General features: G+C 72.4%; 36 protein-coding genes. 10 read left to right on the top strand and 26 right to left on the bottom strand.

The window, feature by feature from the left end; genetic code table 11:
• Positions 1-12 precede the first annotated feature (12 nt).
• The 24 genes from ACZ7BZ_RS14690 to ACZ7BZ_RS14575 all read right to left on the bottom strand — a co-directional run bounded on the left by ACZ7BZ_RS14690 (position 13) and on the right by ACZ7BZ_RS14575 (position 13,146).
• Positions 13-1,362, bottom strand: a complete 1,350-nt coding sequence (locus ACZ7BZ_RS14690; protein WP_470358627.1) for a phage terminase large subunit family protein — start codon at positions 1,360-1,362, stop codon at positions 13-15.
• Positions 1,359-1,772 carry a hypothetical protein gene (locus tag ACZ7BZ_RS14685; RefSeq protein ID WP_470358626.1) on the bottom strand — a complete coding sequence of 138 codons (414 nt, stop codon included), beginning with the start codon at positions 1,770-1,772 and terminating at the stop codon, positions 1,359-1,361. The genes ACZ7BZ_RS14690 and ACZ7BZ_RS14685 overlap by 4 nt, the downstream gene beginning before the upstream one ends.
• Positions 1,773-1,826: 54 nt before the next feature.
• Positions 1,827-2,189: a hypothetical protein gene (locus tag ACZ7BZ_RS14680; RefSeq protein ID WP_470358625.1), complete on the bottom strand. Its 363-nt coding sequence runs from the start codon at positions 2,187-2,189 to the stop codon at positions 1,827-1,829.
• A gap of 16 nt (positions 2,190-2,205) precedes the next feature.
• Entirely contained in the window at positions 2,206-2,979 is a 774-nt protein-coding gene (locus ACZ7BZ_RS14675) for a DUF2637 domain-containing protein (RefSeq protein WP_470358624.1), read from the bottom strand.
• 123 nt (positions 2,980-3,102) lie between these two features.
• Positions 3,103-3,618 carry a WhiB family transcriptional regulator gene (locus ACZ7BZ_RS14670; protein ID WP_470358623.1) on the bottom strand — a complete coding sequence of 172 codons (516 nt, stop codon included), beginning with the start codon at positions 3,616-3,618 and terminating at the stop codon, positions 3,103-3,105.
• 34 nt (positions 3,619-3,652) lie between these two features.
• Positions 3,653-3,808, bottom strand: coding sequence for a hypothetical protein (locus ACZ7BZ_RS14665; RefSeq protein ID WP_470358622.1), 156 nt, complete (start codon positions 3,806-3,808; stop codon positions 3,653-3,655).
• Positions 3,805-4,047, bottom strand: coding sequence for a hypothetical protein (locus ACZ7BZ_RS14660; RefSeq protein WP_470358621.1), 243 nt, complete (start codon positions 4,045-4,047; stop codon positions 3,805-3,807). The genes ACZ7BZ_RS14665 and ACZ7BZ_RS14660 overlap by 4 nt, the downstream gene beginning before the upstream one ends.
• A 52-nt stretch (positions 4,048-4,099) precedes the next feature.
• On the bottom strand, positions 4,100-4,435 hold the full coding sequence (locus ACZ7BZ_RS14655) for a hypothetical protein (protein ID WP_470358620.1): 336 nt from the start codon (positions 4,433-4,435) through the stop codon (positions 4,100-4,102).
• Positions 4,432-6,186 carry an AAA family ATPase gene (locus tag ACZ7BZ_RS14650; protein ID WP_470358619.1) on the bottom strand — a complete coding sequence of 585 codons (1,755 nt, stop codon included), beginning with the start codon at positions 6,184-6,186 and terminating at the stop codon, positions 4,432-4,434. Before ACZ7BZ_RS14650 ends, ACZ7BZ_RS14655 begins: the two co-directional genes overlap by 4 nt.
• A gap of 10 nt (positions 6,187-6,196) precedes the next feature.
• The gene (locus ACZ7BZ_RS14645; protein WP_470358618.1) at positions 6,197-6,454 is read right to left on the bottom strand and encodes a hypothetical protein; all 258 of its coding nucleotides are present in this window, start codon (positions 6,452-6,454) and stop codon (positions 6,197-6,199) included.
• Positions 6,454-6,807 carry a hypothetical protein gene (locus ACZ7BZ_RS14640; protein ID WP_470358617.1) on the bottom strand — a complete coding sequence of 118 codons (354 nt, stop codon included), beginning with the start codon at positions 6,805-6,807 and terminating at the stop codon, positions 6,454-6,456. The genes ACZ7BZ_RS14645 and ACZ7BZ_RS14640 overlap by 1 nt, the downstream gene beginning before the upstream one ends.
• On the bottom strand, positions 6,804-7,001 hold the full coding sequence (locus ACZ7BZ_RS14635) for a hypothetical protein (protein ID WP_470358616.1): 198 nt from the start codon (positions 6,999-7,001) through the stop codon (positions 6,804-6,806). Before ACZ7BZ_RS14635 ends, ACZ7BZ_RS14640 begins: the two co-directional genes overlap by 4 nt.
• Positions 6,998-7,243 (bottom strand): WhiB family transcriptional regulator, encoded by a 246-nt coding sequence (locus ACZ7BZ_RS14630; protein ID WP_470358615.1) that lies wholly within the window; start codon positions 7,241-7,243, stop codon positions 6,998-7,000. The genes ACZ7BZ_RS14635 and ACZ7BZ_RS14630 overlap by 4 nt, the downstream gene beginning before the upstream one ends.
• Positions 7,240-7,851, bottom strand: coding sequence for a hypothetical protein (locus ACZ7BZ_RS14625; protein ID WP_470358614.1), 612 nt, complete (start codon positions 7,849-7,851; stop codon positions 7,240-7,242). Before ACZ7BZ_RS14625 ends, ACZ7BZ_RS14630 begins: the two co-directional genes overlap by 4 nt.
• Positions 7,851-8,567 (bottom strand): exonuclease domain-containing protein, encoded by a 717-nt coding sequence (locus ACZ7BZ_RS14620; RefSeq protein WP_470358613.1) that lies wholly within the window; start codon positions 8,565-8,567, stop codon positions 7,851-7,853. Before ACZ7BZ_RS14620 ends, ACZ7BZ_RS14625 begins: the two co-directional genes overlap by 1 nt.
• A complete protein-coding gene (locus tag ACZ7BZ_RS14615; protein WP_470358612.1) occupies positions 8,564-9,667 on the bottom strand; it encodes a recombination directionality factor in 1,104 nt (367 codons plus the stop codon). The genes ACZ7BZ_RS14620 and ACZ7BZ_RS14615 overlap by 4 nt, the downstream gene beginning before the upstream one ends.
• Positions 9,667-10,584, bottom strand: coding sequence for a hypothetical protein (locus ACZ7BZ_RS14610; RefSeq protein ID WP_470358611.1), 918 nt, complete (start codon positions 10,582-10,584; stop codon positions 9,667-9,669). Before ACZ7BZ_RS14610 ends, ACZ7BZ_RS14615 begins: the two co-directional genes overlap by 1 nt.
• Complete coding sequence (locus ACZ7BZ_RS14605; protein WP_470358610.1) at positions 10,581-11,012, bottom strand: hypothetical protein; 432 nt, start codon at positions 11,010-11,012, stop codon at positions 10,581-10,583. Before ACZ7BZ_RS14605 ends, ACZ7BZ_RS14610 begins: the two co-directional genes overlap by 4 nt.
• Positions 11,009-11,428: a hypothetical protein gene (locus ACZ7BZ_RS14600; RefSeq protein WP_470358609.1), complete on the bottom strand. Its 420-nt coding sequence runs from the start codon at positions 11,426-11,428 to the stop codon at positions 11,009-11,011. The genes ACZ7BZ_RS14605 and ACZ7BZ_RS14600 overlap by 4 nt, the downstream gene beginning before the upstream one ends.
• The gene (locus tag ACZ7BZ_RS14595; protein WP_470358608.1) at positions 11,428-11,865 is read right to left on the bottom strand and encodes a hypothetical protein; all 438 of its coding nucleotides are present in this window, start codon (positions 11,863-11,865) and stop codon (positions 11,428-11,430) included. Before ACZ7BZ_RS14595 ends, ACZ7BZ_RS14600 begins: the two co-directional genes overlap by 1 nt.
• Entirely contained in the window at positions 11,862-12,215 is a 354-nt protein-coding gene (locus tag ACZ7BZ_RS14590) for a hypothetical protein (RefSeq protein ID WP_470358607.1), read from the bottom strand. The genes ACZ7BZ_RS14595 and ACZ7BZ_RS14590 overlap by 4 nt, the downstream gene beginning before the upstream one ends.
• Entirely contained in the window at positions 12,212-12,553 is a 342-nt protein-coding gene (locus ACZ7BZ_RS14585; RefSeq protein ID WP_470358606.1) for a hypothetical protein, read from the bottom strand. The genes ACZ7BZ_RS14590 and ACZ7BZ_RS14585 overlap by 4 nt, the downstream gene beginning before the upstream one ends.
• A 112-nt stretch (positions 12,554-12,665) precedes the next feature.
• The gene (locus ACZ7BZ_RS14580; protein ID WP_470358605.1) at positions 12,666-12,902 is read right to left on the bottom strand and encodes a helix-turn-helix domain-containing protein; all 237 of its coding nucleotides are present in this window, start codon (positions 12,900-12,902) and stop codon (positions 12,666-12,668) included.
• Between the two features lies 1 nt (position 12,903).
• Positions 12,904-13,146, bottom strand: coding sequence for a helix-turn-helix domain-containing protein (locus ACZ7BZ_RS14575; protein ID WP_470358604.1), 243 nt, complete (start codon positions 13,144-13,146; stop codon positions 12,904-12,906).
• Positions 13,147-13,413: 267 nt separating this feature from the next.
• On the opposite strand from ACZ7BZ_RS14575, the gene ACZ7BZ_RS14570 reads away from it, so the two are divergent.
• The 4 genes from ACZ7BZ_RS14570 to ACZ7BZ_RS14555 all read left to right on the top strand — a co-directional run bounded on the left by ACZ7BZ_RS14570 (position 13,414) and on the right by ACZ7BZ_RS14555 (position 16,106).
• Entirely contained in the window at positions 13,414-13,734 is a 321-nt protein-coding gene (locus ACZ7BZ_RS14570; RefSeq protein ID WP_470358603.1) for a hypothetical protein, read from the top strand.
• A 107-nt stretch (positions 13,735-13,841) separates the two neighbouring features.
• Positions 13,842-14,048 carry a hypothetical protein gene (locus ACZ7BZ_RS14565; RefSeq protein ID WP_470358602.1) on the top strand — a complete coding sequence of 69 codons (207 nt, stop codon included), beginning with the start codon at positions 13,842-13,844 and terminating at the stop codon, positions 14,046-14,048.
• A 2-nt stretch (positions 14,049-14,050) separates the two neighbouring features.
• A complete protein-coding gene (locus tag ACZ7BZ_RS14560; protein ID WP_470358601.1) occupies positions 14,051-15,310 on the top strand; it encodes a tyrosine-type recombinase/integrase in 1,260 nt (419 codons plus the stop codon).
• A gap of 196 nt (positions 15,311-15,506) precedes the next feature.
• Entirely contained in the window at positions 15,507-16,106 is a 600-nt protein-coding gene (locus tag ACZ7BZ_RS14555) for a TetR/AcrR family transcriptional regulator (protein ID WP_470358600.1), read from the top strand.
• Positions 16,107-16,257: 151 nt separating this feature from the next.
• Here the strand turns inward: ACZ7BZ_RS14555 and ACZ7BZ_RS14550 are convergent, their stop codons facing one another.
• Positions 16,258-17,838: a protein phosphatase 2C domain-containing protein gene (locus ACZ7BZ_RS14550; protein WP_470358599.1), complete on the bottom strand. Its 1,581-nt coding sequence runs from the start codon at positions 17,836-17,838 to the stop codon at positions 16,258-16,260.
• A 327-nt stretch (positions 17,839-18,165) separates the two neighbouring features.
• Between ACZ7BZ_RS14550 and ACZ7BZ_RS14545 the strand changes: the two genes are divergently transcribed.
• The 4 genes from ACZ7BZ_RS14545 to pth all read left to right on the top strand — a co-directional run bounded on the left by ACZ7BZ_RS14545 (position 18,166) and on the right by pth (position 20,888).
• Positions 18,166-18,672: a hypothetical protein gene (locus tag ACZ7BZ_RS14545; protein ID WP_470358598.1), complete on the top strand. Its 507-nt coding sequence runs from the start codon at positions 18,166-18,168 to the stop codon at positions 18,670-18,672.
• 100 nt (positions 18,673-18,772) lie between these two features.
• Positions 18,773-19,435, top strand: a complete 663-nt coding sequence (locus tag ACZ7BZ_RS14540; RefSeq protein ID WP_380451704.1) for a DUF3105 domain-containing protein — start codon at positions 18,773-18,775, stop codon at positions 19,433-19,435.
• 140 nt (positions 19,436-19,575) lie between these two features.
• Complete coding sequence (locus ACZ7BZ_RS14535) at positions 19,576-20,208, top strand: DUF305 domain-containing protein (RefSeq protein WP_470358772.1); 633 nt, start codon at positions 19,576-19,578, stop codon at positions 20,206-20,208.
• 95 nt (positions 20,209-20,303) lie between these two features.
• Complete coding sequence (gene pth, locus ACZ7BZ_RS14530; protein ID WP_470358597.1) at positions 20,304-20,888, top strand: aminoacyl-tRNA hydrolase; 585 nt, start codon at positions 20,304-20,306, stop codon at positions 20,886-20,888.
• Positions 20,889-20,953: 65 nt separating this feature from the next.
• Here pth and ACZ7BZ_RS14525 read toward each other — a convergent pair whose 3' ends face one another.
• On the bottom strand, positions 20,954-22,459 hold the full coding sequence (locus ACZ7BZ_RS14525; protein ID WP_470358596.1) for an MFS transporter: 1,506 nt from the start codon (positions 22,457-22,459) through the stop codon (positions 20,954-20,956).
• Positions 22,460-22,603: 144 nt separating this feature from the next.
• Here ACZ7BZ_RS14525 and ACZ7BZ_RS14520 point away from each other — a divergent pair, with 144 nt between their 5' ends.
• Entirely contained in the window at positions 22,604-23,119 is a 516-nt protein-coding gene (locus ACZ7BZ_RS14520) for a MarR family winged helix-turn-helix transcriptional regulator (RefSeq protein ID WP_470358595.1), read from the top strand.
• 93 nt (positions 23,120-23,212) lie between these two features.
• On the top strand, positions 23,213-23,722 hold the full coding sequence (locus ACZ7BZ_RS14515) for a GNAT family N-acetyltransferase (protein ID WP_470358593.1): 510 nt from the start codon (positions 23,213-23,215) through the stop codon (positions 23,720-23,722).
• Positions 23,723-23,730: the final 8 nt, after the last annotated feature.

Genomic DNA, 23,730 nt, shown 5'->3' with positions numbered 1-23,730 from the left:
CGTGCGCTCTCCTTACGCGACCGCGGCGAAGCCGCCGCCGCGGGTCTTGACCATCAGGTGGGTGACCGCCCAGACCAGGGCGTCCATGCGGTCCGGGCTACCGGGTTCACCCGGGACCCACGTTGTCTGCTCGTCCTCCAACTGCGGGAACGAGCCGACGTGGTGGATGCGGTGCTGCTCGTACAGGGCGGCGACGGGCTCGGCCCGACGCTGTTTCCCCCGGGAGGCGGTCACCGCGGAGAACGGGGCGCCAGGGCGAACGGAGTGCAGGGTGTGGCGGATCATGTCGCCGCCGTTGTTGACCTCGCCGATGATCCGGTCGGCGCCCCACCGGTCGTAGGCCTCCAGCGCGGCGGCGGCCCACTCGTGGGGGTGGTAGCGGCCGGATAGGTCGTCGAGCACGTACGCGTGCTGCTGCAGCTGGCCGAGCTTGTCGGGCATCCGCTCGGCGGCCAGCCCGACCACGACGATCCCCGTCTCGTCCGACTCGGCGGTGTTCGAGACGGCGGGGTCGATGGCGACGACGATGCGGGACATCGGCATCGGGGCGCCGACCCGCAGCCGGTCCAGCAGGGGCCACGACCAGAGCGCGCCGTCCACGTCCTGCAGCACCTCGCCATCCAGCTCCTGCCGCTCCAGGCGGGTGCCGGCGTACTGCGCGACCAACTTCGTGCGCATCAGCTCGGGAAGGTGATGGGCGTCGCGGGTCCGGCCCCGGGTGGTGATGACGTCCGGCCGGGCGAGGAGTTCAACGATCTCGCGCCGGGGCTTAGGGGTGGTAGACGCGATGTAGTGCGGCCGAGGGCCGATTCGAAGGCCCATCGCGGAGTGCGCGAGGGCCGGGCCGAGGTGGCGCATTGCGGCGGCCTCCTCCAGCCACACCAGGCACCTGTTGCCGCCGGACCGCAAGCGCTCGATGTCGTCCGGGGTATGCGCCCCGAACACCTTGGCCTCGGCCCCGCTGGGCCAACGGGCGTAGGTGCCACCGACGGTGGTCCGCAGTACCACCCGCGGGTCGTGCGCGCGCAGCCCTGACGGGCCGTTGACGGCCGACTCGACGGCGTCACCCTGCGTCGGAGCGATGATCGACATGCGGTGGCCGCCGGGAATGCGGTCGTCGCACGGCGGCCCGTTGACGTGCGCGACCATGAACCTGGCGCACCCATCCGTCTTCCCTGTCCCCCTGCCTCCCAACTGCAGCCACATGCCGTGGGTCTCGACCTCGCCCGGCGGGATCTGCCACGGGTACGGCTTCCACCGGTCCCACCGGCGCTGCCAGAGCTGGGCGGCCAACTCCCGCTCCAGCAGCTCCAGCTCCTCCGAGCTGAGGGTCTCCAGCTCGGCCAGCTGCTCGGGGGTCACGCGCCGACCTCGGCGATCTGCTCAGCCAGCTGGCGGACGCGGGCGATGCGCTCGTCGGTCAGCTCGGCCTTGATCCGGACGGGGGCGTCGAGGCCGAACAGGCGGGCGTGCCGGTCCATGGCCCGCAGGACGATCTCGGCGGCCCGGGCGTCGCCGTTCGCGGCCTTGGGCAGCAGGCCGTCCAGGACGGTCTCGATGACGACGATCTGTTCGCCGAGGAGGGCGTCACGGTCGGGGGCGGTCTCGCGGGCCCGCTCGCCGAGCGCCTTCTGCACGTAGTTCCAGGCGGTCTTGCGGTTGACGCCGAGGGCGTCACCGATGGCCTGATAGGTCATGCCGAGGCGCCGCATCTCGACGGCATCGGACGCGCGGAACGCTGCTTCGGTGATGTCGGCTCGCTGGTGCGGCATGACGGAACCTCCCTGCCTGGGAGGGTAGGGAGGTTCCGTGATCAGGCAGCCTGGCTACCGCTGATCCAACAGCTCCTGCGCGGCCGCGCGTTCTTTCGCCGAGAAGCAGCTGGGGTTCTGCACGATCACCTGCATGGCCATCCGGGCGTTTCGACGTGCCTCACTGTCACCTGGGGCGCCCTTCTTGGCCTCGCTCAGGAAGTCGGCTGCCGACCTACTTGCCTCAGCGCAGGGCAGTGCGGTGGACGTCGGGGTTGGCGATGAACTGCCTACGCTGGCCCTGCCGATGGCGACACCCGCGGCGAAGAGCGCGATGGCTCCAACGGTCAGGACTGCGGTACGGCGCCCCTCTGCACGAGCGCGCTGGGCGGCCGATCTTCGTGTGGGCTCGGTGGCTTGGTCGATCGCGTCGTTCACGGAGAACATTCTCCTGTCACGCGGCACGCAGTTGCTGCTCGGCCGGGTATGTAGCGAGCACCGGTTCCAGCCGCTCGACCTCGGCCCGGAGCGTGCCCCGGATGGTGGCGTCGGAGAGTGGCCGACCGTCGGGGCCGAGGTGGCCGGCGGCGGTGAGGGCGGCGCGCATGGTGGCGGTGCCGGGCCGGTAGCCGCCGTTGTAGAGCGGCCGGATCACGCTGCACCGCGGGTCGGTGTACGCGACGGGCGGCAGGGCGGGCGGCTCGGTGGGGCGGGGCGGCAGCGACGGGGCGGCGACGGCCGTCATCGGGACCTCAACGGGGACAGGCCGCCGCTCGGTGGGCGGGACCGGGGCAGCTGGCCGGCCGACCAGGGCGCGGTACAGCTGGCGCATCAGCGCGGTGAACGCGAGCAGAGCAGCCGTGGGCGGGATCGCGGCCACGACCTGGGTGGTGGTGTCCACCCGGGAGCCGACGGAGACGACGTTGAGGATGATGGAGCCGGCCGACCCGGAGGCGACCAGGACCATGGCGAGCCAGTCCAGGCGCCGCATCAGGGAGGCACGCAGAACGAGCAGCTCGCCGGAGATCACGAAGCCGTCGAGGGTGGCGGGCCAGGCCCAGGCGCGAACTCCGCTCAGGTGGTGGCCGAGCGCCAGGTCGTGCAGGGATTCGTACGAGAGCCAGAACGCGCCGCCGGTCAGGGCGATGGTGACGAGGGCGGCGCCGATGGTGAGGCCGAGGACGGCCCGCTGCCGGTCGACGGCATGGGTAGGCTGGGTGATGGCCATGGGAGTGCGTGCTCCTGCGGTCATGGGCCGGGCCGGGGCTGCTATCCCCGTGCCTGGCCCGCTTCGTTTGTGCTGGTCAGTCTACCGTTGACGGGCGTCAACGTGCGGGAAGAACAAGGGTGTTCACGCCGCGAGAGACTGCCCGGTGCGGTAAAGGCGGATGCCGACGGCGTGCGCCGCACGGCAGGGGCCGCAGGGCGGGATGCCGAGCAGCAGGTGCAGGCGGTAGCCGCGGCGGGTCGGGCCGCCAGCACGCCGGTGCTGCGCGTCGAGGGCGTCAAGGCGGCTGGCACGGATGCGATCGGCGTACGCCTGGTCGCAGACGCGGCAGAGTTCCTGGTTGCCGATGTGGCGGCGGCGGGCGTCCTCGGTGCCGCATTCGGGGGCCGGCGCAACAGGGAGCCGGGGCAGGTCGGGCAGTTCCTCCCGGGGGGTGCCGCGGTCGTTGTCGGTGCGGCCGGCCCAGGTGCCCCACTCGGCGTGCTGGACAGCCCAGGTGTCGCAGGCCTGCTGGACGGGGCAGCGGGCGCAAAGGTCGGCAGCCTCATCCTGGGTGTCGGGGGTGTCGTACAGCTCGGGTTGGCCGGCGCAGGGAAGGAGGCCGGCCTCGGTGCGGGGGACGAACGTGGGCAGGTGCATGGGGTCGGCCTCCTCGGGTGGTGGGTGACGGGCGTCAGCGGGCGTCAGGCGGGCAGTTGGCCTTGTGGCTGGCGACGAGCCGGATGTACTCGCGCTCGGTCGCGGCGGTGACGGTGACGAAGCAGCGGCCGCAGGTGAACTTGGCGCGGTCCCAGCCCTGCTGGCCGGCGGGCGGCGGGGTGTCGGTCATCGAATGCCCTCCACCATCACGGCGGTCTGCTCGATGACGTCGTTGACGTGGTGGTCGACGTCGTCGCCGGGCTGGTTGATCCTGCTGCCTCGGATGCGGCGGGCGGCCTTGGCGAGGAGCGCGGCGCGGTAGTTGTCGATCAGCCGCTCGATACGGCGACGGGCGTCGGCGTACTCGGGGCTGTGTGGGTCCTCGCCGTCGAGGAGTTCGGCGAGGAGGGCGGTGCGGGCAGCGGTCATGGCGGGCTCTCCGTGGTGGGTGTGTGTGGTGGGCACCGTGGTTGGTGCTCGGTCAGACGGGCTGGTGGAGGCGTATGGCCTGGGCGCCGGTGCGGAGGGTGAGGAGGGTGCCGGTGCCGTCGGCGAGGGTGGCGGTGCCGATGCGGACGGGTGCGGCCGGGTCGAGGCGGTCGAGCCAGGACTGGAGGGCCGGAACGTCGGCGGCGGGGATGGTATGGGCCCAGGGGGCGCCGGTGGCGGGGGTGAAGCGCGGGGCCTGGCCGGGGGTCGTGGCGCTGAGGGTGACCCAGCGGAGGCCGTTGGTGGTGAGGGTGATGGGTCCGGGCTGGTCGAGGAGCGATGCGAGGTCGGTGGCGGTGAGGGTGACGCGGCCGGGGGTGTGGGTCATGGGGTGGTCTCCTGGGGGGTGTCGCAGAGGATGTGGGTGTCGTAGCCGCGGGCGGCTCGGTCGGGGTGGAGGGGGTGGCCGCAATCGGTGCAGAGGGGCTGTTCCTCCCCCGGTGCGCTCCCCCCTCCCCCCTCCTTAGGGGGGAGGCGGGGGGAGGGAGGTGAAGCAGGCACGTCCCCCGATGTCCCCTGGACCTCCCCGGGGGATGTTTGACCTGGTGTTTTGTCTTGAACTCCCCGCGCGTCGGGGGGAGTTTGTGTTACTGGCGGGTAGGGGAGGTGCGGGGGGAGGTCCCCGGAGGGCCTCGACTTCCGCACCCGGACCGCTTCCTCGACCTTCGCCTTGGCCGTCCGGATGCCGTTCTCGCGGCACCACGTCAGCACCTTCGGGCTGCCCCACGTCGGGTCGACGCCGGCCTTGTCGAGCTGGTCGACCAGCCACTCGGTGGTGCCCTCGATCAGCGCTGCCCGGTCGGCGAACGTCATCGGTTCGTGGCGGGTGGCACCGGCCACCCAGTCGTCGCCGACCTTGCGGCTGTGGCGGATCAGGGTGAACTCGTCCGGGCCGACGCCGGTCCTGCTGTGGGTGCGCTTGAGGGAGAGGATGCCGCCGCCCTGTGCGCGCAGCTCCCAGACGTGGTCAACGTCCTGGACTTTGGCGGAGGAGCCGCGGGCGCCGCGCTCGTTGTCCTTGCCGAAGTGGTCGAGCCTGATGCTGGCGATGCCGGCGGCCTTGAGGGGCATCAGGGTGTGGCGGTACAGAGCGAGCCAGGTGTCGGCGGTGTTCTCCTCGCCGGAAATGAAGCGGGAGACGGTGTCGATGACGATGACCTCGGCACCCACGGCCTTGGCCGCGGCGAGGAGGTCTTGGCCGCCGCCGACGGTGTCGAGCGGCCGGATCGGCGGGAACGAGAGGTAGGTCAGGGTGCCCATGGTCTGGGGCCCGGCACCGAACGAGCGGAGCCGCTGCTGAATCTCGGGGTGCCCGTTCTCGGCGTCGATATACAGGACCCGTACGGGTGCCTGGGGGGTGTCGCCGAGCGTGCTCTGCCCGGTGGCCGCCCGCCATACCCACTCCTGCACGAACAGCGACTTTCCGGCCTTACCGTCGCCGACGACGGCGATCTGTTGGCCGGGGGCGAGGAGCCTGCCGGGCAGGAGCTGGACGTTGGTGTAGTCGGTGGCGAAGAACTGGACCCAGTCGAGTGCGGCGGCGAGGATGTGCGCCGGGCCGCCGCCGGGGTTCGACGCCCGCTCGGCCTTGGCCTGTTCCTCGGTGATGTGCTCGTGCAGGAGCTTGGCGAGGATCTCGTCGACCTCGTCCGCAGCGGTCGTGGTGGCCGCGTTGCGGTAGCGGACGGCGAACGCGGCGGCGCGCTGGGCGCGGGCCTGCTGGGCGACCTTCTCGGCGAGGGCGCCGGCCATGCCGGAGGGGATGGCGATTGCGGCGAGGTCGTCGATCAGGCGGCCGCGGCCGATCTCGGCGAGGCGGCCCATGCGCTCGATCTCGAACCGCACGGCGAGGGCGTGAGATTCCCGCTGGGCCGCGATGAGTTGACCGGCGGTGTCCCAGATGAGCCGGTAGCCGTGGTGGGTGAGGTCGTCGCGCTCGATGACCTCGGCGGCCTCCATGTAGCCGCGGGGGCTGTCGAGGATCGCGGCGATGAGCCACTGTTCGGCGACGTCCTCCAGCGAGGCGCGACGGGGCTCGTCGTCGTCCTCGTACATGGGGAAGGGGTGGACGTTGCTCACTGCGTGACTCCTAGAAGAGGGTCGGCTGCTCGGCCGGCGGGGGCGGGTTGCAGCCGTAGGGGCCGGGGCGGTGCGGGTGGTGCGCTTTCGGCGACTGGTGGCCGAGGAGGATCGGCAGGGCCTGCGCTGCGTCGAGCTGGCCGCCGTCGGGGAGGTGGATCGCGAGAGGGTGGGGCTCGGGATCGAGGCGACGGCCGTCGGGGGTGGTGAGGATGGTGGCCCCGCACCGCGGGCATGCGGTGCGCATCGCCGTGCGGGGCCCGCTCATCACGCCGCGTCGGTGTGGAGCCCGACGCCGTTGCGCAGGATGTTGTCGGCCCGGTAGGTGTCCGCGTCCTCGTCGAGGGTGCCCCTGGAGGTGCGGTGCCGGTACATGTCCTGCTGGGCCTGCCGGAGCCGCTCGTCCGTGAACTCGTCGGCGGCGACCTCGATCCCGACGATGCGGACCTTGACGGAGGGGCCCTTGTCCTCCTCGGGGCCGGGCTCGGTGCGCTCGGAGTGGGCCAGCTCGATGACGGCCATCCACCGGCCGCCGCGCTGCTTGAACATCGCGTCGGCGTGGGGCTCCAGGGCGGCGGCGACGTCGGCGAGGATCTTGGAGTCGATCTTGATGTCGGTCACTGGCTGGTCTCCTTCGTGAGGGCCGGGCAGGTGGCCCGGTGGGTGATGGGCAGGTCACGGGCGCCGTAGCGGACGGCGTCGTGGCCGGTGAGCCGCTGGTGGTGCCAGCAGCGGGTGCACAGGTAGTCGGCGGTGGGCGGTCGGCGGTCGGCGCGGATGGTGAGGCCGCCGACCCATCCGGTGGTGGGGCTCACGCGGCCTCGGCGAGGGCGGCGCGCCGCTCGTCGGCGGTCTCGCCGCCCCAGATGCCGGACCGCTGCCCGGTGTCCCGGGCGTGCTGGCGGCAGGCCGTTCGGATCGGGCAGGCCGCGCACAGGGCCTTGGCGTTGGCGATCCGGATGTCCTTGGCCCGGGCGTTGTAGTCGCGGCCGTCGGGGGCGTGGAACAGGCCGGGGGCGGTTCGGCAGGGCAGTTCCCGGTCGGTAGCGGGGATCATGCGTCGGTCCTCTCGGGCCAGTCGACGCCAGCCAGCGCGCGGGTGTGGGTCGGGGGGAGGGCGGCGCCGGGGTAACCGAGGTAGGCCAGACCCATCTCGGCGAGGATCGACGCGTCGGCCTGGTCGTAGCGGCCGGGCCCGGTGCAGTCGACGCCGTAGCGCTGTTGGACGGCGTCGCGGACGCGGCCCTTGACCTGTGTTGGGGTCTCGCCGGTCCAGCGGGCCCGGCCGGTGGCGTAGATGGTGCGGTTGTCGGGCGGGACGACGGCGTACGGGATGCTCCGCTTCCACAGGTCGTGGCGGACCATCCAGCGGATCGCGGCCAACTCGTCGTGCCCGCGCTGCATCGCGCGGGAGTAGGCGGGGCCCTCGATGACGACCAGCTCGGCGTGCCGGTAGAACGAGCGCATCTCGTCGAGCTGGTAGGCGAGGCGTTCGTGCCCGATCCGGGCGCCGGAGCGGATCGCCTCGGCCCAGCCGCGGCCGGCCACGCCGGTGCACGACAGGGAGACGTCCAGGCCGATGACGAGCGGCGTCGGGCCTGGGGCCTCCGCCCCGGCCGGAGCCGGGACGGAGGCCAGCAGCGACAGGGTGAGCTGGGCGTTCATCAGGCACTGGCCCGGGGGCGGGGGATGAGCGGCCACGCGGGCTCGACCACGGCCTGCGGGTCCTTGCGGCGCAGGTACGCCTGGAGGTCGATGGCCTGCTCGCGGGCCCAGTGCTTCTGCATGTCGTGCAGCTGGTGCAGCTCGGTCTCCTGCACGGCCGGGTACCGGGCGGCGATCTTGTAGACGATGCGGGCGGCGGCGAGGGCGTCGGCGCCGGCGTCGTGCGCGTTGTCGCCGAGTTCGACGCCGTACACCTGGGCCAGCTCGACCAGGCGCCGCTTACCCTTGCGGAACTTCACCGCGCGCTTGTCCATGACCAACGGGTCCAGGACGAGCGGCTCGGCACCGGCCTTCTCGGCCAGCGACGGCAGCCCGTGGCGGGCCAACTCCCGGTCCAGCAGGGTGAAGTCGAACCGGGCGTTCATCGCGATGATCGGCACCCGGGCGGCGACCTGCTCGGCCAGCAGCGCGGACACCATGGCGACGACCTCGGCGGCCGGACGGCCCTCGGCGCGGGCCCGCCCCGTGGTGATGCCGTGCACTGCGGTTGCCTGCTCCGGGATGTCGATCCCGGGGTCGGCGAGCCAGGTGTGCGGCTGGGTGGGCTGGCCGCCGCCGACCAGGAGCACGGCAGCGGTGACGATGCGGTCGTTCTCGACGTCGACGCCCGTGGTTTCGGTGTCGAAGGCGCACAGGCGCCCGGTGTGCCAGCTCATCGCGCACCGCCCTTGAGCCACGCGAGGAAGGTCCGCAGCTCACCGGCGGACGCTGACCCCGGCATCGTCCCGGTGTTGCGCTCGGCGAACGCGTGCTCGGTTGCGTCGGTGGTCCAGCCGCGGGCGCCGGCGGCGGCCATGATCTGGAACCACACCTCGGTGGGGTCGCCGTCGTCGACGATCTCCGGCTCGATGATCTCCTCCGGCTCAGCGGCGGCCGGGGTGCCCGCCGACGGCGGGGCGAAACGGGCCAGCACCTCGCGCAGCGCGGCGTCCACCTTCGGCGTGAGGTGCCCCTTCTCCCGGGCGGTCCGGGCGATCGCCTTCACCGCCTCGGCGTCACGCGAGAGCCTCGCCAGCGCCACGTAGTCCGGCACCGGGGCGACCGGCGCGGCCTCGATCGCGACCCGCTCGGAGCCGCCCGCAGTCACCTCGGCCGTGCCGCGGATCTGGCCGGACATCAGCTCGGTGGGGGTGATCTCGACGTCCAACGTCGGCACCATGAATCGGTTGGTGCCCCGGTCGGTCGCCACCGACTTGGCCTCCATGCCGAGCCACCCAGCGACGTACCCCCCCACCTGCGCCAGAAGTTCGGCGGCGGGCGGCAGCTCAACGGCGGCGTAGTACCCCTTGGAGACGAGCAGCCACTGCCCGAGCGCCGGGAGGTCGCGCAGCATCACGTTGACGCGGGTGGTGATCGAGCAGTCGCGCTTCTCCGGGTCGCACAGGCACGCCCGGTCGAGCTTGTGTTCCGTCACCCCATCGCAGCGGCGCATGCACTTCGAGCCCTGGTACAGCTCGTACCACTGGCTGACGGCGTCGGTCGGCGGGACGAGCACCGGCAGCCGGTCAACGGTCGAGTAGACCTCGAACTCGGCCGGGCCGCCGTTCGCGGGGGTCCACGGCCGTACGTCGCCCCCGTACAGGGCCGCGACCTGCTCCAGGATCGGCCGGGACGGGGAGGTAAAGCGGAACGCCTGCAGCTTGGCCGGGCGCTTGATCGGATTGCCGTTCTTGTCGGTGCGACCGGTGTCGACGGTGTGGCCGATTCGGATTTCGCCGAGCTGCCGCATACGGCGCTGGAGGTCCAGGATGGGCATCAGGAAGCCCCCCTCTCGGTGCGGGCCGGGAGGCTCAGGGCCTCGCCGACGACGGTCTTGGACAGGCCGGACACCCACTCGGCGGCCTGCTGGGTGATGCGGAACGCGGCGAACACCTGGTCGTCGCAGACGACGGGGATCAGCCGGTAGCCCTCCGGCCGCAGGTGCAGCACGACGCCGGTGGTGTGCACGGCGGGCATCGGCACGCTGCTGCCGTCCCGCATCCACGCGATCTCGGCGCGCCGGTACGCGGCCATCTGCAGCGCGGCCTCGGGGTAGACACCCTTGACGTCCAGTTCGCCGCCGGTCTTGGTGTCGCCGATCAGCGCGAGGCTGGCGGGGATGCCGAGCTGCGCGGCGATGAGCGGGGATCGCAGGATGTAGTCGAGGGTGCCGGCGTACCCGAACTCGGGGCTGCCGACGACCATCTCGGATGCCTCGAAGGTGACCTGCCAGTCCCGCACGAAGGCGACGAAGTGCCGCAGGTACGGGGCGAGTTCCGGGTCCTCGACCAGCTCGGCCGGGACCGGCTGGCCGAGGACATGCGCCTCGATGATGCGGTGCACCGCGCTACCGATGTCCGCTCGCTCGTCGCGCTTGCGCAGCGCGGCCCGGGACAGCCACTCGCGCTTCTCGGCACGCTCGTCCGGGCGGAGCGAGGCGGCCACGAGCGATGGGAGGTTGTCGAACGCGCAGTCCGCGACGACACCGGCGGCCCAGCGGGAGAGGACGTCGCCCTTGGTGGAGCCGAGGTTGAGGATGGTGGTGACGCGCCGGTACTTCGCGCCGGTGACCTTGTCCCGGTACCAGCCGGCGGACGGCCGCGGGATGCGGTCCGGCCCGGTGGGCTGCGGGGTGGTCTTCCGGCGCCGCCCGGCGGCCGGGGCCGAAGCCCCGGCCGGCGAGGTGATCGTCACGCATCCTCCTTCAAGAGAGCGGCCTGCTTGGCCGTCGGGACCGAACACCTGCACCGCTTGCATCGACGTCGGTCGTTCACGGCCCCGAAGTCGTCGAAGGTGTGCGGCTGGTCGTCGGCGCACGGCGGCGCGGTGTTGTAGCCGAGCGCGTCGTCGAGCTGGCGGCGCAGGCCCCGGATCGTGGCCCGGTGCCGGTCGATGACGGCGCGCAGCCGCGCGTTCTCGTCGTGCTGCCCCTTGTGCGCGTCCCGGACGGCCTTGATCGCGCCGCCGTTTGCGGCCTCGGCCGCCGCGAGGCGCCCGGCGAGGCGGCCGTTTGCGCGGCCCTGCCCGGCCAACTCGTCCTTGAGTTCGGCGATCTGCCCGCGCAGGCGGGTCATCGCGGCGGCCTGCTCGGCCAGCGCGCGGCGAGAGATCCACGGCATCACGCCACCCCCGCCCGGGCCGCCAAGTACTCGGCCTGCGCGGTCTCGCAGCACAGCGGCTCGCCGACGACGTAGTCCTCGTCCGGCCACCGCTCGGAGTCCTCGGCGGTGAACTCCTCCCAGCCGAGCCCGCAGTGAGAGCACGTCTCGGTGGTGTCGAACTCCACGGTGGCCGTGACGCCCGGGTGCTGGGCCCGAAGGGCTTGCACGATCTCCTCGCACCGGCGCCGGTAGTCGCCCGCGATGTCGCTGCTGGCCAACCGGTCGGACATCGACACCCACCCGAAGTCGCCGAGGCGCTGGGGTGGGATCACGCCGTCCTTGACGCGCAGCTGCAACCGGGGACCGCCCGGAAGGGACAGGTCGACGGTGCCGATGACCACGACGCGGTAGTTCTCGGTGGAGGTGTGCTTGGCCATCAGGAGGCCCTCCTGTTCTGCTGCGGGAACACCGGGCCGACCATGGACAGCAACACCTCGGCCAACCGTCGGGCCGCCGTCGCCGAGTACCGCGAGTCGGTACCGCCGAGGCGCTCCAGCAGCTGCTCGACCAAGGCGTCCCGCTCCGGTCCGGACGCCTCGGCGACCGTCACCAGCTCGGCGGTGACGTCCTCCGGGGACTCGGCCATCTCCGAGGCGAGGCTGCAGATCAGCGCCGACACCAGCGGGTGCGCATCGATCGCGACACCGAGTCCGGTCGGACGCACCCACAGTGGGTACGGGCCGACGATCCGCTCGGCCGGGCGCCGGAGCATCCCGGCTGCGTCGAGGGCGGCGGCGATGTCCTCGGGGGTGCCGGCGGTGTTGGTGATGAGTATGGCGGCGCGGCGGGCGACCGGGTTCGTGGCGGCGTTCACCGGGCACCCCGCTGCCAGCGCTGGACCATCTCCGCGCGGAAGTCGGCAGCCTGCTGCCGGAGCAGGAACGACTGCGACCGCTGCAGGCCGGCCTCGCGCCAGCGAACCTGCCACTTGCCGGACTTGATGCGCGAGATCGACGCCGTCGGCGCCGACGGCTTCACCAGCCGCTGCAGGCGCTGGACCTGGGTCCGCAGTCGCTCGACCTCGTTCTCGGAGTCGTTCAGCCGGTAGTCCAGCTCTTCGACCTCGGCGACGAGGGCCACGATCGTCCGGGCCTCGGCCTCCGACCGGTTGGCGTACAGGTCGCGGAGGCCGTCCAGGGCCTCGACGCTCATGGGCTCGCTCACGCGGCCACCGCCTGCGCGGCCACGATCGGGGCCGAGACGCGGACCTGCACGCGCACGTCCCGCCATACCGTGTCGAGGTACTGGACCGCCATCGGCTTGTCCCCCCACTCGAACGGGATCGGCATCTCGAACCGGCCGCCCAGAATGGCCTCGTACGCCGCGGTCACCGCGTCGCCGTTCTCGGCCTTGACGTACGCGGACAGCAGGCCGACGGGGGTGATCTGCCACTCGGCGACGCCGAGGTCGGCCAGTTCGGGGTACTCGGTCTGGAGCGCCAGCAGGGCCATCGTCTGGCCGAGCGGGGCGGTGTAGTGCCTGATGCGGGTAGGCTCGAACACGGCCTACCTCCTTTCCGTTTCGGGTTGATCGGTAGGCCGATGGGCTCCTGCGGGCGGCATCCGGGTGCGACCGGGTGTGCCAGGCGGGAGCCCGACCCATGTCAGGGGTGACTCAGGCGGCGCGACGGCGGCCGCGTGGCGCCGTGCTGGGCGCCCGGTACAGGCGGTAGATCTCGGCCAGGTCGGCCTCGTCGATCACGATTCGCCGACCGATACGGCTGTGGGGCCATCCGCTGTGGTTGATGCCGTCGCGGATTGCGCGGACACCGATTCGCAGCCGCACTGCGGCCTCTTTGGCGGTGTAGAACCCGTTGCCGTCCGCCGGCCTGGGCGGGGTGGAAGTTGCCATGTCAGGTCCTCTGCGTGCGGACCTCGCCGACGGCGAGGATCTCGTCATCAGTGGCGCCGAGGTGCTGGCGGATCGCGGCGTAGACGCTGGGCCGGACCCGTCGGCGCGTGCCCGTCTCGATCCGCGACAGGTAGTTGGCGGTGATTCCGGCGCGGTCGGCGAGCGTGCTCATGTCCAGACCTGTGCGCTTCCGGATCCTGCGGATGGTTGGACCGTCGACCTCGACGGTGGATCGTTCGGGCATGACTCGAAGCTATCAGCTTCCATCAGCTTCCGCTAGCAGTAACGTGTCGATGCTTGCGATAGGTAGCAGGTAATAGCACATCGCGATAGCGGGAGATGGGCGAAAATCAGCCCAGGTAGCACCCGCCCCTGACAGTGACTAGACGGTCCTGCCATGATGTGTGACATGCCTGGACAAGCTGATGGCCTGCAGCGACTCGCCGCCGTGGTCGGGAGCCGCCGCACTGAACTGCGGCTCTCTCGGGACGCGTGCGCCCGCCAGGCGTCGATGAGCATCACCACGTGGCGCCGGGTTGAGGAAGGGCAAGTCGTCCGCGACACGACGTACGCCCGAGTCGACGAGGTGCTCGGCTGGCCTCTCGGCACCAGCGCCCGGGTGATCGATGACCCCGACTACACGCCCATCGCATCCGAGGTGGTCCGGGGAGCCCGCTACTCGGCGGCACCCCTCAGCACCGAGGCGCTGCGGCAGGCGATCCAGAACGCCACCATCGCCACCGCCCCCAACCTCACGGGCGCTCAGATCCAGGAGCTGCAGGAACGGGCGATCGAGGAATTGCGTCGGCAGGGTCTGCTGCGGGGCGACTGACCGAGCTACCCGCCCTGGTGTCGTCGTAAACAGGTAGTCACGGCCAGTCATTTTGTGGAATCATTACGCCCACTTGGGGGCGCCATCTCTCACACAGGGATGGGCCAATGCACGTCTGCACCGCCGCTGACCTCGGGCCAGATTTTGTCGCCTGGGTTGGCGTAGTTCACGACACCACCACCGCACTCGTCACCGAGCGCGCGCAACACGACGACGCCATCGCCCTACAAGCCATCGAGTTGCTCCGGCGCGCCGGCCTCGACTGCAGCACCTGCACAGACTGCCCGCTCGGCCTCAACCGGCGGGTGAACTAGGCATGGGCTGGTCCGAGAAGCGCGGCAGCACCTGGCGCGCCAGGTTCCGGTTGCCCGACGGCACTTACGGATCTGAGCCGGGGTTCCTGACCAAGGCCCAGTCCGACGCACACTGGCAGGCCCAGGAGACCGACGTACGCCGCGGCGACTGGTTCGACCCCAGCGCGGGTGAGTCCATGACGTTCGCCGCGTGGGCTGACCAGTGGCTGGCGACGATCGACGTCTCCCCCGGCAGTGAAGACACCTACCGGAAGCGAATCCGCCGTTTGAACAAGCAGTGGGGTGATGTCCCCCTGTCCCACATCACTACGAGTGCGTACCTGACGTGGGAGAAGAGCACCCGCCGGGAGCTGTCCGAGAACTTTGCAACGGTCGTCATCCAGCTGATGCGGATGATCATCGATGATGCGGTGGCTCACACGCCGCCGCTCTTGAAGACCTCGCCCATACCAGTAGTCAACCGGCGCCGGGGTAGGTACATCTCGCCTGTCCGGCACGAGATTCCCACCCTCACCCCTCAACAGGTGGAGCAGATCGCGGAGAACGCCCGCAGGGTATGGGGGCAGACCGGCTACGTGGCGATGCTGACGAAGGCCTACTGCGGCCTCCGCCAGGGCGAGCTGTATGGGTTGCGACGTGAGTGGTGCTACCCGAACTGGCCGGCCTCGGATCCCGGTTGGCCTGACAATCCGGGCGGAAGGAGCGCAGAGCGTAAGCGGGTGAAGGCGGTCCAGAGCAGGTACAAGGACATGCCGGCGCTCCGCGTGCAGTGGCAGCACCAGTACGTCCGACCCCCCGAGGGTGGTAGGCGCCGTGCGGAGTTGGCGTTGCCGAAGTACACATCCGTGCGAGATCTGGTGCTGCCTCCCTTCCTGGCAGAGCTGCTGTCCGACTTGCTGCGGTCGCATGACAGCGAGTGGGTGTTCCCCTCGTTGGAGGGCGGCCCGTTGCTTCTGACCGACTTCTCCACCTACATCTGGAAGCCCACGATTCACGGGTTCGAGGCGCGGACGGCGCGGAGCGACTTTCGGCGTGCCGAGATTCCGCCGCTGGAGGGCCTGGAAGACGCAGTGCCGCACTGGCTCCGGCACGCGATGAAGCGGTGGTTGGACGAGGACGGTCATTCTCGGGTTGCCGTGGAGACCCGAATGGGCCACCGGCTGCAGGGGGTGGAAGGTGCGTACGCTGGTGTCACGCCCACGATGGAGCGGCGCATCGCGGAATCGCTTCAGAAGCGCTGGATGAAGAGCCACAAAAGTTAATCTCCCAAATGGCTCCCAGTTGATCACTCACGATTGGCTAAGCTGCTGGTCAGAGGTCAAAGTGCCAGAGCGGCGGCGGCATCCACTGCATCACCCAGCAGCAGCCCAGGGCCTGACCGCCCCGGGGTGGGGGCACCCGCCCCCGCCCCGGTAGCCTTCGGAGCTCCCCCTCCTCCTCCCAGGAAGCAGCCCCACCATGGCCGACCCCCGCCCGCGCCGCCCGGCGCGCCCCCGCGAGGAGGTCTACGCCACCGCCCGGACCGCCATCGCCGAACACGGCCTCGCCAAACTCACCATGGCCGGACTCGGCAAACAACTCCAGATGAGCGCCGGACACCTCCTCTACTACTTCGGCAGCAAGGACCAGCTCCTGCTGGAAACCCTCCGCTGGAGCGAGGACCAACTCGGCACCCGCCGCCGCCAGGCCCTCACCGACCCCGCCCTCGACCCCTGGCAGCGCCTCGACGCCTACCTGCGCCTCTACCTGCCCGAAGGCCCCGGCGACCCGCGCTGGATCCTCTGGGTCGAGGTCTGGGGCCGCTCCCCCGCCAGCGCCGAACTCCGCCAGGGCCAGCAGGAGATCGAAGCCCCCTGGCAGGCCGACCTGGTCACCCTCATCGAACAGGGCACCGCCACCGGCCACTTCACCCCCGGGCCCGCCGCCGACCGCGCCGTCCAACTCCGCGCCCTCCTCGACGGCCTCGCCGTCCCCCTCGCCATCGGCCTCCCCGACGCCCACCCCCCGAACGCCCTCACCCACGCCACCACCGTCGCCGCCGCCCTCCTCCGCACCTGAGGCCTGTACGGCCGGCGCAGGGGACGAGCTCACACGGCCGGCCTTGCGCGGGCGGCCACCGCCATCACCCGGAACCGCCGAACCGCCACGCGGGCGCGGGCCCGGCACCAGAAGTCGAATAGGCCGACTTCCGGTGCGGGCCCGCCTGGCTTCATTCGGTCCAGACGGCGGCGGCGGTGCGGTCGTCGGCGTAGCCCTTGGCGCGGACCTGGACCTGGCGGAGGAAGTCGACGGTGCCCGGGGGGTGGGGGTGGGCCCAGTGGGAGGAGAGGAAATGGGCGACAGCGGGTTCGTCGGCGATCGGGCGGGACAAGCCCGGGGTGCAGAGCAGCAGGATGTCGCCCGGGGTGGCGGGGACGAGGCGGAAGCGGAACGGGCGCGGGTCGGGGACGGGGGCTTCCGGGGCGGGCGGCTGGCCGTCCGGATGGTGGAGCAGCCGGGCCGCGTAGGCGTCGATCCAGTGGCCGGAGCGCAGCAGGTAGAGCCCGCCGGGGCCGACGCCGAAGGCGGCACGGTAGCCCGCCGCCGGGTCGAGCGACACCAGCAGGCAGTGCAGTGCGGCCGGGGACGGGGTGTCGTCCCCGTCGGCCCGGGGCGCCAGCGCGCGCAGCGGGGCGGCGGCGCCGGTGGCCAGGCGCTGGAGACCGTAGCGCAGCCGGTCGCGGGCGCCGTCGCGCAGGTCGGTGGCGAGGCCGGCGCGGCTGCGCCCGATGGCCGCGGCGAGTTGGCGGCAGGCCTCGCCACCGGCGGCGGAGACGGCGTGCGGGGTGAGCGACTCGTCCTCTGCGGCGGTGCGGTCGTGGCCGGCGAGGACGGCAAGCAGCAGCCCGTCGGGGCCGTCGCCGAACCTGGTGACCAGCAGGCTGTCCCGGCGCGGCTCGCCCCGGTATCGGGCGGAGTCGCCGCGGACGGAGACGGCGCGCAGCACGGTCGTCCCGTACTGGGCGCCTTCGAGGGCGGTGTCCGGCAGGACCGTGGCGAGCGAGGCCGGGTCCGCCTCCGGTACGGCCGTCGGCTCGGGCCCGTAGGTCGGGGGGCGCTCGCCGACGTGGGGGACGGCGGGCGGGGTGCGGATGGCGAGACGGGGGTCGGGGACGGGGACGGCGGCGGGCTCGGGGTCGGGCTGCGGCGCGTGGTCGGGCTCGGGTTCGGGGGTGGGTTCCTTGGCGGCGGCCGGCGGCTCGGGGGTGGGTTCCGGTTCCGGCTCGGGGTCCGGTTCCGGCTCGGGGTCCGGTTCGGGGTCGGGGTCCGCTGCCGCAGTGGGTTCGGGCTCGACGGCGGCCGGGGGTTCGGGGACCGGGGCGGGCTTCTCCAGGGAGACCGGGACAGCCGGCGGCTCGGGATCGGGCTCAGGAGCGGGCGCGGGCTCGACGGCGACGGTGACGGTGACGGTCTCGGTCGAGGTGCGCTGGTGTCCGATACCGCCGGTGACGCCGGTGCCGCCCGGGTCCTCGATCACGCCGAGCGCGTCGTCGAACCAGTCGTCGAGGCTGTCCCGTACCTCGGCGGGCTCGGCGGCGACATCCGCAGTCGGCTCCGCGGCCGGCTCGGCCGGCGCCGTGCGCTGGGATCCGATGAGCCCGGCGGCGGTGTCGAACCAGTCGTCGACGCTGCCGCGGCCGGGATCGGCGTGCGGGGTGTCGGAGAGGGTGCCCGCCGGGCCGTCGTAGACGGTGTCCCACCAGCCGTCGTCGGGCCGGGGCGGCTGTGCGGGTGCACCCTGCTTGCTCATCTGGCGGCTCCTGGTCGGTCCGTGGTCGCGCCGCCCCCGGCGGGGCCGGACTGGCGTCATTGTCTCCAAGTGCAACGACGCTGTCCGGGTTTCGGCGACAACCGGTCACCGATCGGATCATCCCGGCCACCGCGCTCACCTGCCGGTTCACGGCCGACGGGGTGGAGGGGCGGCGTGGGTGCCAACGCGGCGTCCGGTTCCGTTCCGTCCGTGCTTGCCGGGTCTGCCCCGAGCAGGGCGTTTCCTGGCCATTACGGGGTGTTGGGGGTTGAAAATGTGGGCCGAGGAGGGGCATCGCTTCACCCGTTCGGCTGATTAAATGTGCGCATGACCGCGTCGGCCCCGAGCTCGCCCCGACCGGGGAGGGCCGCACCGGCGGGCCACCCGGCGGGTGCGCTGTTGGTCCTGCTGCTGGTCGCCCTGCTGACCGCGCTGCCGTGTTCGGGCCTGGCCAAGGCGGACGCTCCCGTCCGCCCGGCCCCGGCTCCGGTGAGCGCCGTGTCGGTGGTCACCGCGGCGGAGGCCACTGCCCCGGCCCCGCACGCCCGCGACACCGTCCGGGTGTCCGATCACCAGCACCGGCTCATGGGTCGGCAGGACCACTGGATCCTGTGCACCGCCGACGGCCGGCCGCCGAACGACAACGGCTGTTCCAGCCACCCGTTCTGTCCGCAGGACGCCCAGCTCCCGAATCCGCCGCCGCACCCGCAACCCGCCGTGTCACCGCTGGCCGCCCCGGCGCCCGAGGCGCTGCCCCGGGTGGTGGCCGCGGGTCTGCTGGACGGTCCGCGCCCGGCGCCGGATCTGCACGCGCTCCAGGTCCACCGGTCCTGAGCGGAACCCACCGCCGACGTGCCGTCGGCGGGTCCGCCCCTCCCCCCACTTCAGCCGACCGCTGCCACGTCCGTGTGCGGCGGGGACAAGGACAACCATCATGGGTTCCGCCTCCAAGCAGTCCAACAAGCCCGGAGACAAGGGCGGCGTCGACCGCCGTGCCCGGATCGCCGAGCTGCGCGCCGCCGAGCAGCGCCGCGACCGCCGCAACAAGATCGTCGCCTCGGTGGCCGCCGGTGTGCTGGTGGTCGGCGCGATCGCCACCGGCACCTGGCTCGTCATGGACCAGAACCAGAAGCAGAAGGACCGGGTGGCCGCCTCCAACGCGGACATCCCGGGCGTGAAGACCTTCGGCGACCTGAGCCGCAACCACGTCACGAACAAGGTCGACTATCCGATGACCCCGCCGGTCGGCGGCGACCACAACGCGGTCTGGCTGGACTGCATGGGCCACGTCTACGACAAGCCGGTCGAGAACGAGCGCGCCGTCCACTCGCTGGAGCACGGCGCGGTCTGGGTGACGTACAACGGCAAGGCCACGGCGGACGACATCAAGACGCTCTCCGACAAGGTCAAGACCACCCCGTACTCGCTGATGAGCCCGTACCCGGACGAGCAGGGCACCATCACCCTGAACGCCTGGAGCACCCAGCTGATCGTGGACAGCGCCAGCGACCCGCGGGTCAACGAGTTCTTCACCAAGTACGTCCAGGGCAAGCAGACCCAGGAGCCGGGCGCCTCCTGCACCATGGGGGCGATGTGACCGCCGACCGGTCCCGCCCGGAGAAGCCTGTGGAGAAGCTCACCGCGAAGCTCGCGGCGGACCTCCCCGACGACCTCGCCGGCCCGGACACCGAGCACCCCGAGGGCGCTGCGGCCCCCGCCCGCCCCGGCCGCCGCCGGCTGTGGTGGCCGGCCGCGGTGGCCGCCGCGGTGGCGCTGGCGCTCGGGGTGCCGGCCCTGGTGGCCGGCGGGACGTCGGCCTCCGGCTCGTCCTCGCTGACCGTCCCGACGGACGACTCCCCCGAGGCCGGGTTCGCCCGCGACATGGCGACCCACCACCAGCAGGCGGTGGACCTCTCGTTCATCGTTCGGGACCGCACCTCCGACGAGCCGACCCGCACCCTCGCCTTCGACATCATCAACACCCAGGCCAACCAGCGCGGCATGATGATGGGCTGGCTCGACCAGTGGGGGCTGCCGCAGCACTCGCCGGCCGCGCCGATGGCATGGATGAAGATGGGCCACGACTACCAGGCCCACGACGGCTCGCTGATGCCCGGCATGGCGACCAACACCCAGATGGCGAAGCTGCGCACGCTCAGCGGCCGGGACGCCGAGGTGTACTTCCTGCAGCTGATGATCGAGCACCACAAGGGTGGCGTCGAGATGGCCCAGGGGTACGTCGACATGGCGAAGAACGACATCGAGAAGCGGCTCGCCCAGTCGATGGTGGTCGCCCAGACCTCCGAACTTCAGCTGATGACCGACATGCTGAAGGAGCGCGGCGCCGCCCCCGGCGTCCCCGCGTCCTGATCCGCTGTTCCCCGGACGGCCGGGGCGCCGGGGCGGTCCCGCGACCTGCCCGCGGCGCGCCGGCCGTCCGCCGTTCCCTCCCCTGGAGCACCCGCATGACCCCCGACGCGCCCTGGCTGATCGCCGGACTCGGCAACCCCGGCCCCTGGTTCCGGCTGACCCGGCACAACGCGGGCTTCCTGGCCGTGGACCGGCTGGCCGAGCGGCACGGCGCCCGGTTCCGCCGGCGCGGGATCGGCGCCGTGGTCGCGGAGATCGAGGTGGACGGCCGGCGGGTGCTGCTGGCCAAGCCGCAGTGGTTCATCAACCTGTCCGGCCGCCCGGTGGCCGCCCTGCTGCGCCGGTACGGGGTACCGGTGGAGCACCTGGTGGTCGTCCAGGACGACCTGGACTTCGCTTACGGCGCCGGCAAGTTGAAGCGCGGCGGCGGGCCGGGCGGGCACAACGGGGTGCGCTCGGTGGGCGACGTGCTCGGCACCCGGGACTTCGTCCGGCTGCGCTTCGGCATCGGGCGTCCGCCGAAGGGACAGAGCATCGGCGACTGGGTGCTGAAGAAGTTCTCGGACGAGGAACTGACCGCGATGCCAGGGGTGTTGGACCGTTGCGCGGACGCCCTGGAGACACTGGTGCGGCTCGGCCTGAACCGGGCCCAGGACGCGCTGAACGTCAACTCCTCCTGAGGCCCTTCGCGCGCCCCGGGCGCTTCCGGTCAGTAGCCTGCCGGGGTGCGGCCGGGCCGGGCCCCTTACCGGCGTGCGGCCGGGCCGGGCCCCTTACGGGGTACGGCCGGGCGGGTCAGGGCGACGGCCGCCACCGCGACCGCCGCGAGGGCGGCCAGCACCGTCCGCCCACCGGACGCCGCGCCCGCCAGGTGGACACCGAGGACGGACAGCGCCATGCCGAGCGCGGTGCCCAGGCTGCGCGCCATGTTCACCATGCCGCCGCCGACCGCCGAGCACTCGGCCGGGATCGCCCGCATCACCAGGGCGTTGTTGGCCGGCATCAGCAGGCCCAGCCCGTACCCGGCGAGCAGCAGCGGGGCCGCCACCGCCGGGCCGGAGACCGGCAGCACCGCGAACAGCAGCAGCCCGGCGGCGGCCAGGGCGGCGCCGAAGCGGCACCGGGTGACGTCCGACCAGCCCCGGGGCAGCAGTGCGCCGCCGACCGTCGCGGCGACGGCGAACCCGGCGGGCAGCAGGGTGACCACCAGGCCGGCGGCGGCCGTGGACACGCCCGCGCCGGTGAGCAGCACCGGGCCCAGCACCAGCGGGCAGAACAGCAGCAGGTAGCCGATCAGCGCGACCACCAGCCCGGAGCGCACACCCGGGGTGTTGACCAGCCCGGGCGCCAGGATCGGCCGGGCCGCCCGCCGCTCCTGGCGCACCAGGGCCAGGGTGAGTCCGGCGGCGGCCGACAGCAGCACGGCGACGCCCCAGCCGGGCAGCGGCAGGCCGGAGGCGGTGGACAGGGCGAGCAGCAGCGCGGTGGTCGCGCCGGTGAGCAGCAGCATGCCGGGCAGGTCGAAGCGGGGCCCGGAACGTCGGCACTCGGGTTTACGGGCTCCCGGGACGAAGACGGCGGGCCCGTCGGCGGCGGATCCGTGGGCGGGAGGCCCATCGACGGCGGGCCGGGTGCGGGGCAGCAGGTACCAGCCGGCCACGATGCCGAACGCCGCGATCGGCACGTTGACCCAGAACACCCACTGCCACGAGGCGTGCTCCACCAGCAGCCCGCCCAGGCTCGGCCCGAGCGCCAGCCCGAGGCCCTGGGCGGCGGCCTGGATGCCGAGCGCGCGCCGCATCGCGTGCTCCGGGACACCACGGGCGACCAGGGCGACGCTGTTGGCCTGCATCATCGCGGCGCCGACGGCCTGCACGGCCCGGCAGGCGACCAGGATCCACAGGCTGCCGGCGAATCCGGCACCGAGCGAGGAGAGGCCGAAGACGGCGAAGCCACCGATGTACATGGTCTTGCGGCCGAGCAGGTCGGACAGCCAGCCGATCGGGGCCAGCAGGGCGACCAGGACGAGCAGGTAGGCGAGGGCGACCCACTCGACGGCGGCGAAACCCGCGTCGAAGTGGCGGCCGATGGCGGGGAAGACCAGGGCGATGACGCTGGCGTCGAGCTGGCCGAGGAAGGCGCCGAGGCAGACCGTGCCGACGGCCAGCCAGTGAGCGTGGCGCCAGCCGGCTATGCCGCGGGGCCGGGGGCGCTCGGTGAGCAGGCGTGCGGCAAGGGCGGTGGCGTTCATCCCGCAAATATATCGGATACAGATATGTTCTTTCTACGAGTTGCTCGCCCCGCGATACGAAAGATCTCGCGGTGCGTCCACCCCGCGTCCGAGGAGCGGACGGCACCCCGAGAACGCCCCGTACCAGGCGATACGCTGTCCGCCATGCCGTCGTCACCACTCGTTCCCGACCCCGCCGCCGAAAGCCCCGACCCGGCGGTCGAGCACGCCCGGCGGCTGACCGACACCGTCACCCGGCTGCGCCGCGCCCTGCGCAGCAGCATCCGCACCGACTACCCGTGGGAGTCCCTGCCGATGGCGCAGGTCGAACTCCTCCAGACGCTCGCCGCCGCCCCGCTGCGGGTCGGCGAACTCGCCGCCCGCCAGCGGCTCGCCCCCAACACCGTCAGCGGACTGGTCGGCAAACTGCTGGAAGCCGGGTTCGTCGACCGCCAGGCCGACCCCGGCGACCGGCGCACCGCCCGGATCGCGCTCACCGAGGCCGGGCGGCGCCAGCTCGACGACTGGCAGCACGCCCACGAACGCCGGATCGCCACCGCCCTGGGCACCCTCGACCCCGCCGACCGGGCGACCGTCGTCCACGCGCTGCCCGCACTGGACCGGCTCGCCCGCGCCCTCGCCCAGCCCGGAACCGGCCCCGAGGCGCCCGCCACCGGATGAAACCGGTGGCGACCGGAGCACCACGGGCACCGGAGCGCCATGGGCACCGAAACCGGTGGCCACCGGAGCACCACGGGCGCTACCGTCCCCGGCATGACCAGCACCGGACTACGGATCGAGCCCTGGACGGACACCGACCTGGCGCTGCTGCGCCGGGTGAACACGCCAGAGATGAAGAAGCACGTCGGCGGGCCGGAGACGGAGGAGCAGCTGCTAGTCCGGCACGCGCGCTACCTGGACTTCGTCCCGTCCGGACTGGGCTGCATGTACCGGATCGTGCTGCTGCCCGAGGGCGAGGCCGTCGGCACGGTCGGCTACGGCACCCGCATCTGGGACGGCGAGACCGTGCACGAGATGGGGTGGAACGTCCTGCCCGGACACCAGGGGCGGGGCATCGCGGCCGCCGCCACCCGGGCCGCCGTCGCGGCCGCCCGGCGCGAGGCCGCGCACCGCTTCCTGCACGCCTTCCCCTCGGTGGACAACCCCGCCTCCAACGCGGTGTGCGCGAAGGCAGGGTTCACGCTGCTCGGCGAGACCGAGTTCGAGTTCCCGCCCGGGCGGTACATGCACAGCAACAACTGGCGGGTGGACCTCCGGAGTTGAGCACCCTC

The organism is Kitasatospora sp. NPDC036934 (genome assembly GCF_055608425.1).
The sequence above is the reverse complement of the archived record's forward strand: the minus strand, read 5'-3'. Positions and strand labels throughout refer to the sequence as shown.

What these genes read in the sequence shown, in the direction of transcription:
- ACZ7BZ_RS14670 (WP_470358623.1), bottom strand. Translation starts at nt 3,618, where the DNA reads ATGCACCTGCCCACGTTCGTCCCCCGCACCGAGGCCGGCCTCCTTCCC.
- ACZ7BZ_RS14525 (WP_470358596.1), bottom strand. Translation starts at nt 22,459, where the DNA reads ATGAACGCCACCGCCCTTGCCGCACGCCTGCTCACCGAGCGCCCCCGG.
- ACZ7BZ_RS14615 (WP_470358612.1), bottom strand. Translation starts at nt 9,667, where the DNA reads ATGCCCATCCTGGACCTCCAGCGCCGTATGCGGCAGCTCGGCGAAATC.
- ACZ7BZ_RS14560 (WP_470358601.1), top strand. Translation starts at nt 14,051, where the DNA reads ATGGGCTGGTCCGAGAAGCGCGGCAGCACCTGGCGCGCCAGGTTCCGG.
- ACZ7BZ_RS14665 (WP_470358622.1), bottom strand. Translation starts at nt 3,808, where the DNA reads ATGACCGACACCCCGCCGCCCGCCGGCCAGCAGGGCTGGGACCGCGCC.
- ACZ7BZ_RS14655 (WP_470358620.1), bottom strand. Translation starts at nt 4,435, where the DNA reads ATGACCCACACCCCCGGCCGCGTCACCCTCACCGCCACCGACCTCGCA.
- ACZ7BZ_RS14550 (WP_470358599.1), bottom strand. Translation starts at nt 17,838, where the DNA reads ATGAGCAAGCAGGGTGCACCCGCACAGCCGCCCCGGCCCGACGACGGC.
- ACZ7BZ_RS14570 (WP_470358603.1), top strand. Translation starts at nt 13,414, where the DNA reads ATGAGCATCACCACGTGGCGCCGGGTTGAGGAAGGGCAAGTCGTCCGC.
- ACZ7BZ_RS14685 (WP_470358626.1), bottom strand. Translation starts at nt 1,772, where the DNA reads ATGCCGCACCAGCGAGCCGACATCACCGAAGCAGCGTTCCGCGCGTCC.
- ACZ7BZ_RS14645 (WP_470358618.1), bottom strand. Translation starts at nt 6,454, where the DNA reads ATGAGCGGGCCCCGCACGGCGATGCGCACCGCATGCCCGCGGTGCGGG.
- ACZ7BZ_RS14580 (WP_470358605.1), bottom strand. Translation starts at nt 12,902, where the DNA reads ATGGCAACTTCCACCCCGCCCAGGCCGGCGGACGGCAACGGGTTCTAC.
- ACZ7BZ_RS14575 (WP_470358604.1), bottom strand. Translation starts at nt 13,146, where the DNA reads ATGCCCGAACGATCCACCGTCGAGGTCGACGGTCCAACCATCCGCAGG.
- ACZ7BZ_RS14545 (WP_470358598.1), top strand. Translation starts at nt 18,166, where the DNA reads ATGACCGCGTCGGCCCCGAGCTCGCCCCGACCGGGGAGGGCCGCACCG.
- ACZ7BZ_RS14675 (WP_470358624.1), bottom strand. Translation starts at nt 2,979, where the DNA reads ATGGCCATCACCCAGCCTACCCATGCCGTCGACCGGCAGCGGGCCGTC.
- ACZ7BZ_RS14565 (WP_470358602.1), top strand. Translation starts at nt 13,842, where the DNA reads ATGCACGTCTGCACCGCCGCTGACCTCGGGCCAGATTTTGTCGCCTGG.
- ACZ7BZ_RS14540 (WP_380451704.1), top strand. Translation starts at nt 18,773, where the DNA reads ATGGGTTCCGCCTCCAAGCAGTCCAACAAGCCCGGAGACAAGGGCGGC.
- ACZ7BZ_RS14515 (WP_470358593.1), top strand. Translation starts at nt 23,213, where the DNA reads ATGACCAGCACCGGACTACGGATCGAGCCCTGGACGGACACCGACCTG.
- ACZ7BZ_RS14620 (WP_470358613.1), bottom strand. Translation starts at nt 8,567, where the DNA reads ATGAGCTGGCACACCGGGCGCCTGTGCGCCTTCGACACCGAAACCACG.
- ACZ7BZ_RS14600 (WP_470358609.1), bottom strand. Translation starts at nt 11,428, where the DNA reads ATGGCCAAGCACACCTCCACCGAGAACTACCGCGTCGTGGTCATCGGC.
- ACZ7BZ_RS14625 (WP_470358614.1), bottom strand. Translation starts at nt 7,851, where the DNA reads ATGAACGCCCAGCTCACCCTGTCGCTGCTGGCCTCCGTCCCGGCTCCG.
- ACZ7BZ_RS14630 (WP_470358615.1), bottom strand. Translation starts at nt 7,243, where the DNA reads ATGATCCCCGCTACCGACCGGGAACTGCCCTGCCGAACCGCCCCCGGC.
- ACZ7BZ_RS14555 (WP_470358600.1), top strand. Translation starts at nt 15,507, where the DNA reads ATGGCCGACCCCCGCCCGCGCCGCCCGGCGCGCCCCCGCGAGGAGGTC.
- ACZ7BZ_RS14660 (WP_470358621.1), bottom strand. Translation starts at nt 4,047, where the DNA reads ATGACCGCTGCCCGCACCGCCCTCCTCGCCGAACTCCTCGACGGCGAG.
- ACZ7BZ_RS14520 (WP_470358595.1), top strand. Translation starts at nt 22,604, where the DNA reads ATGCCGTCGTCACCACTCGTTCCCGACCCCGCCGCCGAAAGCCCCGAC.
- pth (WP_470358597.1), top strand. Translation starts at nt 20,304, where the DNA reads ATGACCCCCGACGCGCCCTGGCTGATCGCCGGACTCGGCAACCCCGGC.